Source organism: Sphaerospermopsis kisseleviana CS-549, from assembly GCF_028329225.1.
In the GTDB taxonomy this organism is placed as follows: Bacteria; Cyanobacteriota; Cyanobacteriia; order Cyanobacteriales; family Nostocaceae; genus Sphaerospermopsis; species Sphaerospermopsis kisseleviana.
Window position 1 is genome coordinate 20,962 of the sequence record NZ_JAQMTI010000256.1, and the last position, 13,238, is coordinate 34,199.

Genomic DNA, 13,238 nt, shown 5'->3' on the forward strand with positions numbered 1-13,238 from the left:
CCCCCAAGAACTCACTGCTTGACCAAAATCCAAAATCCAAAATCAATAACTCCTGACTCCTAAGATTATTGTTGTTGAAAAAATCACAGGAATTTATAAGGTGGCTCACAGTTTTTTGTTGGAACCAGGACGCTGGATCATGCAAGGAAGTTGGTTGGAAAGAAATAGTATGCCGATCAGCTTTAAAGGTATGACTTTGGTAGTTTGGGATGGTGATGATTGGTTTTCTATGGCGACAAAGTTGGTGTTTCCTGGTAGCGATCATTCAGAAATATCTTGCCAATATAAAGGTAGACTCCATGAAGGCGATCGCCAATATACTTTTTTGCTTCAGCATAATATATTTGGACAGATTGAAGGTGAAGGTTGGATTTGCCCAGATACCATCGTACAGCGTTATTTGGTCCTGGGCGATCGCGAACGTCGCAGCGGTTTTGAAACTTTACACCAGATTTCAGAAGATAGTTATTACCTGACTAGCGGTATCTTAGCAGGTCATTTTCTCACTAGTACCATGGAGGCCAGCCTAGAACGTCAAGTCAAGTAAATACATCAGGAGTTAGGAGTCAGGAGTAAGGAGTCGTAATGGCAAAGCGTTGTATTGGTTGTAATATTAAATGGAAAGCAGGGAATGAGCCGGTTTATTATAAAGTTCCGGTAGCGGTTGGGTAGTTAGGGATTTTTTGGATAACAGTAGTAAAAACATAGAGACGTTGCATGGAACGTCTCTTTAGTATTTTTGCTTTTACACAGTTTATATCCTTTATATTTTTACTTTTTCTTACCTTTCTTTGCTGTAAAAATAGGTGTTGGTGGTGGGGTAAACCATTCGCAATTAAAAGTTTTATCAAGCAGTTTCTTGAGACTAATGACATCCTGCTTTTGTTTATTTAGCGTATCAATAAGTTCGCGAAAAACTTGAATATTAAATTTTGCCAGATCAAAGAATTGTTTTATTTTAGTTACAAAATCATCATCATTCAGAATTCTTAAAGCAGTTTCAGTTAATGAATTTCTGTTTGTCACTACATCAAAACTACCATTGATCATAAGAATGTAATGGGACTCTCGTAGACGAATCAAATCTTGAACTGCACTTTCCGAAAACTCTAATTTCATAGCAAAGGAGCCTTAGTTTCAGCCGCAGTTCCCCAAGTCTCCAACCATTTCATCACCTCTTCTCCTGATACCACGCGACTGGCTTCAATATCAGCTAAAGCTTCTTGAGTTTCTTCCAATATCCTTTGTTTAAGTTCTTCCTGCTCAATATACCGACGGAGAGCATCATTAATTATCCAACCTTTAGAACGCTTAGTACGGTTGGCAGTGATTTCAAGTTTCTCTTGTAAGTCATCATCAAGCCGAAAACTCGTGGTACTCATGAAATTACCTCAATAATGCACAACATTATATTGCATTATTTTTAATGTAATTCATTATTCATCAACTTTCAACCAGAGAAGTCATGAATAGTTCATTTCTCAGACTCCTTCTTTCTTTGCGTATTTGCGTGAGACTATTTCCCCTATAAATCCTCATGCAACGCCCCCAAATTGCGGATCTCCGGCCAAATCATCGCCGTCACAACCACCACCAAAATCGTACCTATTCCCCCACTAACCACAGAGAAAACAGGTCCAAATAAAGCCGCAACCGCGCCAGATTCAAAACCCCCAACTCATTGGGGTCATTTTTCATGGCTTAGTCTAAACTCCAGTTAATGACAATCCCCTCCCGTGGCAGAAACAAATCACTAAACTCACTCCTGGAAGGTCACTGCACTCATGTTCTTTCCTCTAGTATTGCCCCTATTCAACGCGAAAGACTGCAAGAGTGGCTAGAAATCAGCAAAGTATTGACATCATCCGCAGATGCTCAAGTTAGTAAAAATTTTCTCAAACAGGAGTATGAAAAGATAAAACGGCAAATATTAGCTAAACTGCAAACAAGTCATACTGGTTCATCCTTTGATATATCTGGATAATAAGTAAAGTTTTGTAAATAAAATTTCTTGATTAACGCAAATTATAGTTATATAAAATGGAAAGCTAAATTTAACTGCACTCTCGACATAATAAAAAGATGTCGACATCCTTGGTAGCAGGAGGAAGCAAACAACAAACGGCTCTATTCTTTGAGATATGAGCTTTTTGGGTAATTTTTGTATTCCACTAAATTAGTTTCAGCTATATACAATAGCATCTTCTACAAAATTGGTCTGGGCATTATTAGACTGAAATATGATTACTGAATTTACCTGTGTCAGATCCTGTGAGATCAAGAGTTAGGTGACTGGTAATCGAAGTTGACGCCCCAACATCCCCAGCTTTTTTCCGCTGGTGGAACCAAGCAAGAGAAGGAGGTCGCCCACTGCGACAAAAGCAAACCTACTCTATGCCATAGTGGAACCTGAATCTAATCCCCACTGATGCTTGAGAAGCTCTTTATAAGTTGCTTCCCTTACAACCATTTGTTCATAGAGTTTAACCAAAAACTCTTGTGCTTGTTCATGGCTCATGTTCTTGACCTGTGTAGCAAATGAACAAATGCTAAATTGCTGTTCCAAGGAAAGCTCTATTGGTTGATTCATAGTTAAAACCTCAAAAAACAACGCTTAACAGTGATATTGGTGACAGAAAAGCCAAGGGTGTGAGACTTGGGCTGATATTTGTTTTCAGCATTTGTTTTTCCTCTGTATTAAGAAAGATAACAATTGTTTGACAAATTGCCCAGTACCTTGCGGTTAATTTTTCTGTTTCTAAATCTTGCGTTTAAATCTAATGTTTTAAGCCCATGATTCCTGAAAGCAGGTTTTATGTAAATAGACTTATGGACCAATCAAGGATTTTTACAGTAGATTTATTTGAGCTTGATTGTTGATCCTTGCAGTTGGGACTAACAAGGGCGATAATTTCAAAATTTCAATTTTCTAAATAATAGATATCTCCGAGAATTACATAAGCATAACCTGAAACCCTTGGTAGGGACAATTCATGAATTGTCTCTACGTCTTTTTCGGAGAAGTCTAATGTAAATTTAGCCTCATCAGGTGAATTGAAAGGCTTAAAGATATTTTTAGCAATTTGCTAACATAAAAAATGCTCAAATTGAACAAAATGCTGAGTATATTTACTTTGTTGGTTTTTGGGCATTGGAAGATAGGGATATGGGAAGAATAGATAATTAGGGTTTGCTGAAAAAGTTATCTGTGAAAGACCAGTGACAGGTGACAGGTGACAGGTGACAGTTTCGTAAAGTTTTCATATTTATATGGCTAACGCCACGCTACGCTATCAGCAATCCCTAATTCCCTATTCCCTATTCCCTATTATGAATTTTCCTCAACAACTACAAGGACAACAGTAATGTTGTCGTGTCCACCTTCCTCTTTTGCTGCTTCAACCAAAGAGAAAGCAGCTTTATCCAATACGGGAAAATTGTCAAGGCAAGTTTTAATTTGGGGAGCGACGAGTTCTTCCGTGAGTCCATCACTACATAAAAGTAAGCGATCGCCAACCTGGATATCTAGTGGTTGTCCTTCAACCTGATGCAAGTCTTCACGTCCCAAGCAGCGAGATAAAACATGACGGAAGGGATGAACTCTAGCTTCTTCCTCAGTGATATCGCCTATTTTGATAGCTCTGGCCACCCAAGTATGATCCTCTGTGATTTGCTCTAATTGGGATTTCCGATAACGATATAATCTTGAATCGCCGATATGAGCGCACCAAGGTAAATCTGAATCACGAAAAACCACTACAACAGCAGTAGTCCCCATATCAGCACGTTCAGGATGATTTTGCTGATCCTGCAAAATTGCTTCATTAGCGAACAATAAAGCGTTTTTTAATAATTCTGGCGTAGATTCAGAAGATTGCCAATTTTTTTCTAAATATCCCCGAATTTCTTGGGTAGCAATGTGACTGGCCTGTTCTCCTCCTGCATGACCGCCCATACCGTCAGCAACTATAAAAAACCGTCCTTCCGGGTCTATATAGTAAGCATCTTGATTATTAGAACGAATAAGTCCTGGATCGGTCAAACCCACGAAGTTAAGTTTCATAAATTTGTGCAGCAATAATTAATACTTCTGATCATAACGGTCAAGGCGTGAAATTAGGCGGAGAAGTACAAGTGAAACTCCGGCAGCAATTAAACCTGCTACTGCTGCTAACCATACATAATGATTCACCAAAAGAATCGTAGCAGAAATTGTAAATCCACTGATGATCAAAGCATAACTCATTCCCATTTGAATACTAGTTTGTCGCCTTAACAGACGTTCTGTTTCTAGGGAACGAACCCGCAGACGAATATCACCCCGTTCTAGTTTATCCAGTGTATCTTCTAATCGACGTGGTAGACCTAAAGCAGTGCTACTGACTTGTACTGCTTGACGACTTAATTCATTCAAGAAACTATTCCCCTCTGAACCACTACTATTAGTCATAAGTTCCATTGCATAAGGCTGGGCAACTTCCATAAAATTAAATTCTGGGTCTAAACCCTTTCCCACCCCTTCCAGGGTAGAAAAAGCCCGCATGACAAAGGTAAAAGTTGCTGGAAATCTAAATGGTTGATTGTAAGCTATTTCATACAGGTCTTCGCTGATGGCGGCCACTGATTGAGATTCAAAAGGTTTATCCATGAAGTTATCCAGCATATACTGGACAGAACGCCGCACCGGACCCATGTCGTCTATTGGTGCGATCGCACCCAAATCAATCAGAGACTGTACCACGCGATCGCCATCTTTTTGAGCGATGCCAAACAAAGTTTCCATCAATCCTTCGCGGACATTGGATTTAATTGTTCCCATCATCCCGAAGTCGTAGAAAATCAAAGCACCATCGGCACTAACTGCCAAATTACCAGGGTGGGGATCAGCGTGGAAGAAACCGTTATTTAGTAATTGGTGTAAATATGCTTGAGCGCCATAACGAGCGATCGCTTTCCGATCCACACCCGCAGCTTCTAAAGCGTCATATTGACTCACTTTAATTCCGGGAACATATTCCAAAGTAATGACCCTAGAAGTAGCATAACGCCAATAAACCCTGGGTACTTTCACCCAGCTATAAGCGCGGAAATTGCGGCGAAAAGTATCAGCATTGCGCCCTTCATTTAGGTAATCAATTTCCTCCCAGAGAATGCGACAACATTCTTCATAAATACCCATCCAATCTCGTCCCCGTCCCCATTTAGGATGATTTTGGAAGTAGCGGGCAATACCTTTGAGAATTTGTAAATCTATTTCAAACAGCTTTTTGAGTCCCGGACGTTGCACCTTGACAACTACCGATTCTCCAGAATGTAACACAGCTTTGTGAACTTGTCCCAAACTAGCAGCAGCCAGGGGAACTGGTTCAAAACTGTGGAATAGTTCAGGAATTTTTTTACCTAACTCCTGCTCAATAATTGCCTCTACTTGTTCATAGCTAAAGGCTGGTACTCTATCCTGTAACTTAGATAACTCTTCCACGTATTCACTAGGAAAGATATCAGCACGGGTAGAGAACAGCTGACCAACTTTAATAAAAGTCGGTCCCAAATTTAAAAAGGTCTCTCTAATCCAGATAGCTTGGGCTTTACGTCTAGCAGCTTGTTTAGCTTCCGTTACACCCCCAGGATAACTCCAAGCTTTATTATACCGCCAAATTTTGAACATTAAAGTCAGAACAAAAGACCAAATATCCACAAAACGGCGTTTGCTAGAGTATTTTTCCCGATTCCAACGGTAAGCCTTACCTGAATAACCTTGTTCCATATTTTTTTCGTACCGTTGGGTATTCACGGAATCTCCACTAATAACAGACACTCTTCGTAATGGGTAATGGGTAATAGGTAATGGGTAATAAATGTTATTTTTCCCTGTTCCCCGTTCCCCGTTCCCTTTATCTATTTTGACGCACTGCGATATTTTTGTAATTCAGTGCGTAATAAAGCGATTTCTGCCCGCAATTCGTCAATTTCTGCTTGTAAGTCTGTTGAACCTACACCAGATGCACCGCTACCTTTGGTTGTTCCAGTTTCTGAGGCTTCGGCAGCCCGATTAGCTCGTGCTATGACTTCCTCTGTAAACTGGCGTAACTGTTCTCTGGCTTCAGCATCAAATTTACCCAGTTCGCTCAAAGCATCGGTCAAGGCGACTTCTACACGCTCATTAATTACTTCTGCTACTGCTCTGCCTACAAAAAAGGCTTGCACAAGAGGATTACTCATAAATTTTTGTAAAGTTGCTCCGCAAGAAAATTATAACTTGCATTCAGCATCAGGTGTTGACTATCATTCAGAATTTTATCAGTATTGGGACGCTAATGAATTTGTATAATTTTAGCTGGTAATCCCTCAAATACTGGAATTATTAAATAATTTTAATATCTAAATAATTATGAATACATACGTAAATATTTATTGCAATATATTTAATTTAATATTAACTATTTATTAGTTCAATTTAAATTAAGTAGAATAATTAAATTTAAATTGTCACAATCAGGATTTGTCAGAATCAGGATGTCCAGGATTAGAGGATTTACAGGATTAAATATTAAATATCAAAAATTAAACGCAGATGAACGCAGATGATTTTTAGATCATGATCAGAATTTCCTGGATTTAAGGATTTACATGATGTTGTTTTTCTCTGTGTTCTATGTGACTCTGTGGTTCGTTTTAAAAAATAGAATTTGTCAGAATCAGGATAACCAGGATTAAAGGATGTACAGGATGGTAATTGATTAATTTTTTGTTGGTGTTTAAGGTGGAATTTTTCAGAATTAGGTAACAGCACTTTTTCACATATAAATTACTAATTCAAATTACTAATTCAAATTACTAATTTTTAAATCAACATTAAATCAACATCCTGAAAATCCTCAAATCTTGGACATCCTGATTCTGGCAATATTAAAATTAACGAGGATAATGTTTAGCTAAAAATTCCCGCGCTTCAGATTCATCCTTAATGGTACCATCAAGAGTAGCAGTCAATAAATCATCCAAAATTTGTTTAAAAATCGGACTGGGTTTATACCCCAATTGTTTTAAATCATTGCCATTTAACAAAGGTTGGACATTTGCCAAATTAGTTAAATAATACCAGATTTTCCGTCTAACTTTGCGCGGACTTTTTAAAGCAACTAACATCAAAGTTGGTGCATCATATTTTTTCAATAAGTGGACAATTTGACTCGGTAATTCACAACTTGGTAATAATGAAATTACCTCTGTTTGCATTTCTGCTAATTTCTTTAATCTATTAATACTATCATCAGCTAATTGTAGATTTTTAGCTACCTTTGTTCTATATTGCGGTTCTAAATGGGCAATTAATAACTCTAAACGCATTTGCCAAGGATGTAAAAAAGGATGTAATATTTGTTGTTTTTCACAGCTTCGCAAATATATGATAATTAATTTTTCCAATAAACGTAATTCTTGTAAAATATCAATATCTAATTTTAGGGTAGAATGGATACATTGTAAAGCACCCAAATCATCTAATAATTGTAAAGCAGATTGCCAATAGGGAGCTTCAAGAATATGCTTTAATTCAGTTTTTAACCGAGTTTGTAAGGCAGGAGTTTTGACATTTTCTTGAGTTGTTCTGTCATAAACTCCGCTATTTATGGCATAGTTAATATACTCTTTTGTTCGCTGTTCAATGGCGAATCCAAACCGCACAGCAAAGCGAACTCCGCGATAAATACGAGTAGGATCTTCAATAAAACTGTTAGGGTGTAAAACTCTGATTTCCTTAGCTTGTAAATCTAATAAACCACCAAAAAAATCTAATAATTCACCGCTACGGGGAGATGTTAACCTTAATGCCATTGCATTAATTGTAAAATCTCTTCTATATAAATCTTGACGAATAGAACTAGCTTCAACTTCTGGGTTAGCTGCGGGATAAGGATAAAATTCTGTTCTTGAAGTGGCAATATCTACCCATAATGAATTTAATTCTGGGTGTTTATGCCATAATAAAGCAGCAGTTTGAAATGCACCATGAATTTCTAAACGTGCATTTTGATAAACTTCCTGCAATACTTTTGCTAGTTCCACACCTGCACCCACATCCGCTGCTTGATGAAAACCATCTACCACTAAATCAATATCATTAATCATTAATGTGCCAGTTTGTCCTTCTGCTAATAGTAAATCACGTACTGCACCACCTACTAAATAAAGATGCCAACCACGTTTTTCAGCTGCTTGAGATGCTATATTTAATAATTGCCAAAGTTGCGGCTTTAATTTAGCTTGTAATTGTGGTAATGTAATATTATTTTCGCTTTTTTGATCTATTTCTTCATCACTTATATCACTTTGATGCAGTTCCCTTAAAACATCAGTACGAGTGACAATACCAACGAGATTTTCATTTTCTAAAACTGGTAAACGTCCAATGTCATAAGTAACCATTAAATACTCAATTTGTGGTAGGGTAGCGTCTGGCGTAATGGTCTTTAAATTAGTGGTCATGTAACCTTTAACTGGTGCATGATTAAATCCGTGATGTAAAGCAATATCTAAATCACGTCGAGAGATAATACCCACTAATTTATCTTGATGATTGACAACAGATAAACCAGAATGTCCGTAACGCAGTAAAATTCTTTGAGCTTCAGCAATAGTGGTTTCTGGGCGAATAGTTCGCACAGGAGAAGACATTAAATCTCTGGCTGTGGGAGGATGGGGAATTTGTGATTTTAACCCTGCTAATAGTTGTTGTAAAATTGATTGTGAATCAGTGGTTCTAATATTGAAAGATGCAGCTTGAGAATGTCCACCACCATCGAAAGGTTGAAATAAAAGATTAAGATTGGTATGGGTAATTTGGCTTCTACCAATTACTGTTAATCTAACTTCTCCATCTTCTAAAAGATATTCATGGGCTAACAGTAAAGCATCTATTTCTGTTAATTCTACCAGTTCTGATGCTAAAGCTGATAAACCAGGTACAAAATTATCAGTTTTGAGAGTAACTCGTCCAATGGTATATCCCCGGAAACAAATATATTCTAAATTTTCCAAAGATTGAGTTAATAATTTTTGTAGTTGGGGAGATAAACCTGGATCTCGGTAAGTTGCAATTACAGATAAACTTGCCCCTTGCTGCATCAACCAAGCTAAAGCCAAAGCATCTCTGGGCGTAGACTGATCATAAGTTAAAGAACCTGTATCAACATGAATACCCAAAGCCATTACTGTTGCTTGAGCAGGATTAATAGAAATATGCTGTTTTTGTAATTCTTCCACCATTAAAGTGGTCGTTGCACCGACTTTATCAATATATAATTTTGTGGTGGGAATATTGCTATCTTGTGTTAAATGATGGTCATAAACTATGATTTCTTGAATATGCGGTAAATCTAACCATGCAGCAGCTTTTCCTAAGCGATCGCGCTGTTGAGTATCTACAACCATCAAAGAACGTATTTTTTCAGGATTTACAGAACGTCTTTCAATCAGTGAATATTCATCCCGATACAAAGCCAAAAAATCTCGTACCGGTGGATGAGATCCCCCAGTTAAGACAATCTTACTTCCTGGCTTGAGGCAAGTTAACCCCACAGCCGCCCCTAAAGCGTCAAAATCAGCAGTTGTGTGACAAAGAATTATATCCATGATAGGTGATTGGGGACTGGTGACTGGGGACTGGGGACAGAAAAGAGAGCAGGGGGAGGTTAATAACCCATTACCCATTACCCATTACCTCTTTCCTAATAACTGATCAACTGTTACAAAGCAGCTTTAAAATATTAATTGTTCAGAAGACCTAAATTAAATGGTTCACTGATCAGCCTAGTCTGTCTATCATATCGTGACAGTCTTGGTGAAAGTTACGATTTCGCTGTGTTGGGAAAAGTAAAAATGACCATAGTATTCCAATTTGCTTTAGTATCTCTCGTTCTGATGTCCTTCGTCCTGGTTATTGGTGTTCCTGTTGCTTACGCAACCCCTCAAAACTGGGTGGAATCTAAAAAGCTGCTGTGGGTTGGTTCTGGTGTTTGGATTGCTTTAGTGCTTTTAGTTGGTTTATTAAACTTTTTTGTGGTGTAGACAACGGCTGCACACAAGCGTTCACACATAACATAAAAACCAGAGGAGCAGAAAAGCTGAACTCACAGGAAAGGGAAGCAAAAATTTCTTTGTTCTTTTTCCGTGCTGATATTGCTTTCCTGCTCCTTTATTTCCATCCAGAAAAATGTATTGGCTAAGAAGTATAGTTATAAGAGGCAGTCATGGCAGTTTTTGAGGGCAACTTTACTCAAACAGAACCTTTAAAGTTTGCAATGGTGATCGGTCGATTCAATGATCTAGTTACCGTTAAGCTTTTAGAAGGATGTCAAGATTGCCTAAAACGTCACGGTATAGATCCTGACCCCCAAGGCAATCAAGTAGATTATGTATGGGTTCCAGGCAGTTTTGAAGTTCCTACCGTCGCTCGTCAGTTGGCACTCTCTCAACGTTATGATGCCATAATTTGCTTGGGTGCGGTAATTAAAGGACAAACACCCCATTTTGATTATGTATCTGCTGAAGTAGCCAAGGGTATTGCAGCAGCCAGCTTTCAAACTGGTGTACCTGTGATTTTTGGCATTTTGACCACAGATACCATGCAGCAAGCATTGGAAAGAGCAGGGATTAAAAGTAATCATGGCTGGGATTATGCCATGAATGCCATAGAAATGGCCAGTTTGATGCGTCAACTACGTTCCAACCTAGCAGAACCTTATGCCAGTAACGCTCAGTCTTTACCAGCATCAGTCCAAAAATTGGTACAGTCAGAAGTAGTTTAAAAGAGAGTTTGGGGAGATGGGGAGAAATATTTACCTCCTGACTCTTGACTTCTGCCTCCTGTACGGGCGAAGCATTCGGGTGATCAATTCTCGATTTTTCTCCAATATTTTTGTCCGAATGCTTCGCCCCTACGACTCCTGACTTCTCAAAAAAAAATTTCCAATAGGGGTTGACAAACCTAGATAAATCTGAAATACTAAGATTATGTTGAGGTCGCGGGTATAGCTCAGTGGTAGAGCGCAACCTTGCCAAGGTTGATGTCGCGCGTTCGAATCGCGTTACCCGCTTGTGTTGCTACGTAAGGGTTTTAGGGTTTTTTCCAGTTCCCTATCAAGCACCAATAAATCAATTTTACCCCAAAAATGCCCCAAAAAATAAAATCCAAAAAAAATCCCTAACTGTTGAGGTCAGGGATTTTTTTATTTTTAGCGCCTAGCGTCTAATAAACCAAGGATGTGATCTTGCCACTTCTTCTATTTTTTTCTCGATCTCAGGTGAGAACGTAGGCACTGGTGAGGGTGCTGTCTTTTCTTTTGTGACTGGTTTGTTACTACCATTGAACCAAGGATGAGTTTTTTCTATTTCAGCTAACTTGTTCTCTATATCTTGTTCAATCATGGCGATTACTCGGTAAACTGCTATAAGTATAACAAATAAATTTAATATAGTCAATGGTTATATGTGGGTTATGCTGCTAGTTGATGGATATGTTTTTGGGGCAAATTTGGGGTAATTTTTGGGGCGTTTTTTGGGGGGATCTCTTCCAGTTCCCTGACTAGTATATCTATCTCTTGTTTGTTAGCATCGGCTAAATAGTTGTACAGTTCGCTGCTGTTTTTTAAATTTAAGTTTTTAGCGATTATTGCACGTTCGCCTAGTGTTAGTAAGGTTAGTCTTGTTTCTAATTCTTCTTTTATAGGATTTAGTTGGGTATCGTGCGCGTTGTCGTCTGCATTTTGGGGCTGCAAGTGTTTAAGCGAATCTGTAGCTTGTGTAAGATGAGCGTCGCTTGCAGCCGGATCAGCAGTGGTTATGGCGCTATCGGTGTCAACTGGATTAGCAGTTTCGGCTATATGGTTGTCAAGTTCGGTTTTGATCGCGCCAATAACGTCATCATGGCTAGTTCCTGATAGTTCGCTGGTCTGATTAATTAATTTAGCTGCTTTATCAATATTTTTTTTTATTGTTTTTTGTTTCTTTTCTAATTCTTTTTTAGCTTGTTTAGCGGCTAATAATTCAGCTTTTATCTCTTCTATTTTTTGGTTAGCTTCGGCAATTGCTAGTTCTAATTCTTGCAAGTTCATCATTAGCACCTTGTTTAAGTTTGTTCCCATAGTATAACAAGGTATCTTGTTATTTTTAGGTTATTTTTCTTTAGGTTATATTTAAATATTTTATGGTTTTTTGGGGGGGATCTGTCTAGGGAGGAATAGACAGAATCTGTATATAGTAAGGGTTTTGGATTCTGTCTGGTTTTTTTGATCTGTCTATTTGGGACTATGTTTGATTAGTTAAACTAATCTGAGTTCACTATGAATATTTCATCTAGCTTGCAGTCAAGAATTTTGCACAATGGACTTAATAATGAAACTTGGATTCTGGATGATTTATTGTTTTCTAGCCGCTTGATTGTCGGAATAGAAACTTGGCAAAACTCGGCTATAGCTTCTTGGGTGAGATTTTTATCTTTTCTAAGTTCCTTGACTCTATTTTTCATGGTTTTTGTATGTAAAACTACCTTATATATATAGCATATTGTTGTTGTTAGGTTTACAGTTTGCAGACATAAGTAAATATTGTTGAAACAACTTAACACAATGGTTTTACAATAAACAATCTAAATAATAGAAAGTAGCTGTATCCTAAATTTATGTGTTACATTGTAATCATGAGTCAGAAATAAATGATTTATAGCTTGTTTATCAGATAGAAATTGATTGTGAATCGAGTAACCTAACTGCTTATAAATACTAGGTTTTAGCGTATTACATCAATCACTTTTGATAAAAATAGCAAGTTTATTGTTCGATTCCTGATTTTGATGTTTGAAAACCAGATGATTGTCATATTATGAAAACCGCAAAAACTGGACTAGCTAAGGATTCTCCTCCTTTTTTTACTGATTTACCTATTAACAAAACCAATTTAGCTAAGGAGTTGGGAATTGCAAGATCAACGCTGTATTTATGGTCACGAATTGCCTACTTTCGAGTTCCTGGATTCAAGGAAGCGTATCCTACTAAAGCTAATGGAAATATTGACAAGCAAGCTCCTTTATCTCCTTATCAATGTTGGGTGATTAGCTTGATCGGCAGGTTGTTTAAGATTTACGAAACCAGTGAGAGGGTAGCGCAATATATAAGCAAAAATCCTGATGATTTTTCAGTCTATAAGTTTAAAGCTGCTGTCGCAAAAATGTATTAACTAAT

The 13,238-nt window shown here is 37.8% G+C and carries 15 protein-coding genes, 1 tRNA gene and 1 pseudogene; 6 read left to right on the forward strand and 11 right to left on the reverse strand.

The window, feature by feature from the left end:
* The first annotated feature begins 100 nt into the window (after window positions 1-100).
* Window positions 101-547 (forward strand): hypothetical protein, encoded by a 447-nt coding sequence (locus PN497_RS19995; RefSeq protein ID WP_096568980.1) that lies wholly within the window; start codon window positions 101-103, stop codon window positions 545-547.
* Window positions 548-771: 224 nt separating this feature from the next.
* Here PN497_RS19995 and PN497_RS20000 read toward each other — a convergent pair whose 3' ends face one another.
* The 3 genes and pseudogenes from PN497_RS20000 to PN497_RS20010 form a co-directional block, all read right to left on the reverse strand.
* Window positions 772-1,119 (reverse strand): hypothetical protein, encoded by a 348-nt coding sequence (locus tag PN497_RS20000; RefSeq protein ID WP_096568977.1) that lies wholly within the window; start codon window positions 1,117-1,119, stop codon window positions 772-774.
* Window positions 1,116-1,382, reverse strand: a complete 267-nt coding sequence (locus PN497_RS20005; protein ID WP_096568974.1) for a CopG family ribbon-helix-helix protein — start codon at window positions 1,380-1,382, stop codon at window positions 1,116-1,118. The genes PN497_RS20000 and PN497_RS20005 overlap by 4 nt, the downstream gene beginning before the upstream one ends.
* 143 nt (window positions 1,383-1,525) lie before the next feature.
* A pseudogene (locus tag PN497_RS20010) lies at window positions 1,526-1,678 on the reverse strand (MFS transporter); the annotation flags it as partial.
* Window positions 1,679-1,720: 42 nt separating this feature from the next.
* On the opposite strand from PN497_RS20010, the gene PN497_RS20015 reads away from it, so the two are divergent.
* Window positions 1,721-1,984 (forward strand): hypothetical protein, encoded by a 264-nt coding sequence (locus tag PN497_RS20015; protein ID WP_193941610.1) that lies wholly within the window; start codon window positions 1,721-1,723, stop codon window positions 1,982-1,984.
* Between the two features lie 408 nt (window positions 1,985-2,392).
* Here the strand turns inward: PN497_RS20015 and PN497_RS20020 are convergent, their stop codons facing one another.
* The 5 genes from PN497_RS20020 to PN497_RS20040 all read right to left on the reverse strand — a co-directional run bounded on the left by PN497_RS20020 (window position 2,393) and on the right by PN497_RS20040 (window position 9,633).
* Window positions 2,393-2,590 (reverse strand): NblA/ycf18 family protein, encoded by a 198-nt coding sequence (locus PN497_RS20020; RefSeq protein WP_096568971.1) that lies wholly within the window; start codon window positions 2,588-2,590, stop codon window positions 2,393-2,395.
* 738 nt (window positions 2,591-3,328) lie between these two features.
* Window positions 3,329-4,063: a PP2C family protein-serine/threonine phosphatase gene (locus PN497_RS20025; RefSeq protein WP_096568968.1), complete on the reverse strand. Its 735-nt coding sequence runs from the start codon at window positions 4,061-4,063 to the stop codon at window positions 3,329-3,331.
* Window positions 4,064-4,081: 18 nt separating this feature from the next.
* Complete coding sequence (locus PN497_RS20030) at window positions 4,082-5,767, reverse strand: ABC1 kinase family protein (protein ID WP_096568965.1); 1,686 nt, start codon at window positions 5,765-5,767, stop codon at window positions 4,082-4,084.
* Between the two features lie 131 nt (window positions 5,768-5,898).
* Window positions 5,899-6,222 carry a DUF6825 family protein gene (locus PN497_RS20035; protein WP_096568962.1) on the reverse strand — a complete coding sequence of 108 codons (324 nt, stop codon included), beginning with the start codon at window positions 6,220-6,222 and terminating at the stop codon, window positions 5,899-5,901.
* Between the two features lie 693 nt (window positions 6,223-6,915).
* The gene (locus tag PN497_RS20040) at window positions 6,916-9,633 is read right to left on the reverse strand and encodes a CBS domain-containing protein (protein WP_096568959.1); all 2,718 of its coding nucleotides are present in this window, start codon (window positions 9,631-9,633) and stop codon (window positions 6,916-6,918) included.
* 246 nt (window positions 9,634-9,879) lie between these two features.
* On the opposite strand from PN497_RS20040, the gene psbZ reads away from it, so the two are divergent.
* The 3 genes from psbZ to PN497_RS20055 all read left to right on the forward strand — a co-directional run bounded on the left by psbZ (window position 9,880) and on the right by PN497_RS20055 (window position 11,096).
* A complete protein-coding gene (psbZ, locus tag PN497_RS20045) occupies window positions 9,880-10,068 on the forward strand; it encodes a photosystem II reaction center protein PsbZ (RefSeq protein ID WP_096568955.1) in 189 nt (62 codons plus the stop codon).
* Between the two features lie 182 nt (window positions 10,069-10,250).
* On the forward strand, window positions 10,251-10,808 hold the full coding sequence (gene ribH / locus PN497_RS20050) for a 6,7-dimethyl-8-ribityllumazine synthase (RefSeq protein WP_096568952.1): 558 nt from the start codon (window positions 10,251-10,253) through the stop codon (window positions 10,806-10,808).
* A 216-nt stretch (window positions 10,809-11,024) separates the two neighbouring features.
* Window positions 11,025-11,096 (forward strand) — tRNA-Gly (locus PN497_RS20055).
* 145 nt (window positions 11,097-11,241) lie between these two features.
* Here the strand turns inward: PN497_RS20055 and PN497_RS20060 are convergent.
* The 3 genes from PN497_RS20060 to PN497_RS25970 all read right to left on the reverse strand — a co-directional run bounded on the left by PN497_RS20060 (window position 11,242) and on the right by PN497_RS25970 (window position 12,526).
* Window positions 11,242-11,427 (reverse strand): hypothetical protein, encoded by a 186-nt coding sequence (locus tag PN497_RS20060; protein WP_096568949.1) that lies wholly within the window; start codon window positions 11,425-11,427, stop codon window positions 11,242-11,244.
* A gap of 68 nt (window positions 11,428-11,495) precedes the next feature.
* Window positions 11,496-12,143: a hypothetical protein gene (locus PN497_RS20065; protein WP_272110783.1), complete on the reverse strand. Its 648-nt coding sequence runs from the start codon at window positions 12,141-12,143 to the stop codon at window positions 11,496-11,498.
* Window positions 12,144-12,325: 182 nt separating this feature from the next.
* Window positions 12,326-12,526 carry a helix-turn-helix transcriptional regulator gene (locus tag PN497_RS25970; RefSeq protein ID WP_096568944.1) on the reverse strand — a complete coding sequence of 67 codons (201 nt, stop codon included), beginning with the start codon at window positions 12,524-12,526 and terminating at the stop codon, window positions 12,326-12,328.
* A 353-nt stretch (window positions 12,527-12,879) separates the two neighbouring features.
* Here PN497_RS25970 and PN497_RS20075 point away from each other — a divergent pair, with 353 nt between their 5' ends.
* On the forward strand, window positions 12,880-13,233 hold the full coding sequence (locus PN497_RS20075; protein WP_096568941.1) for a hypothetical protein: 354 nt from the start codon (window positions 12,880-12,882) through the stop codon (window positions 13,231-13,233).
* Window positions 13,234-13,238 lie beyond the last annotated feature (5 nt).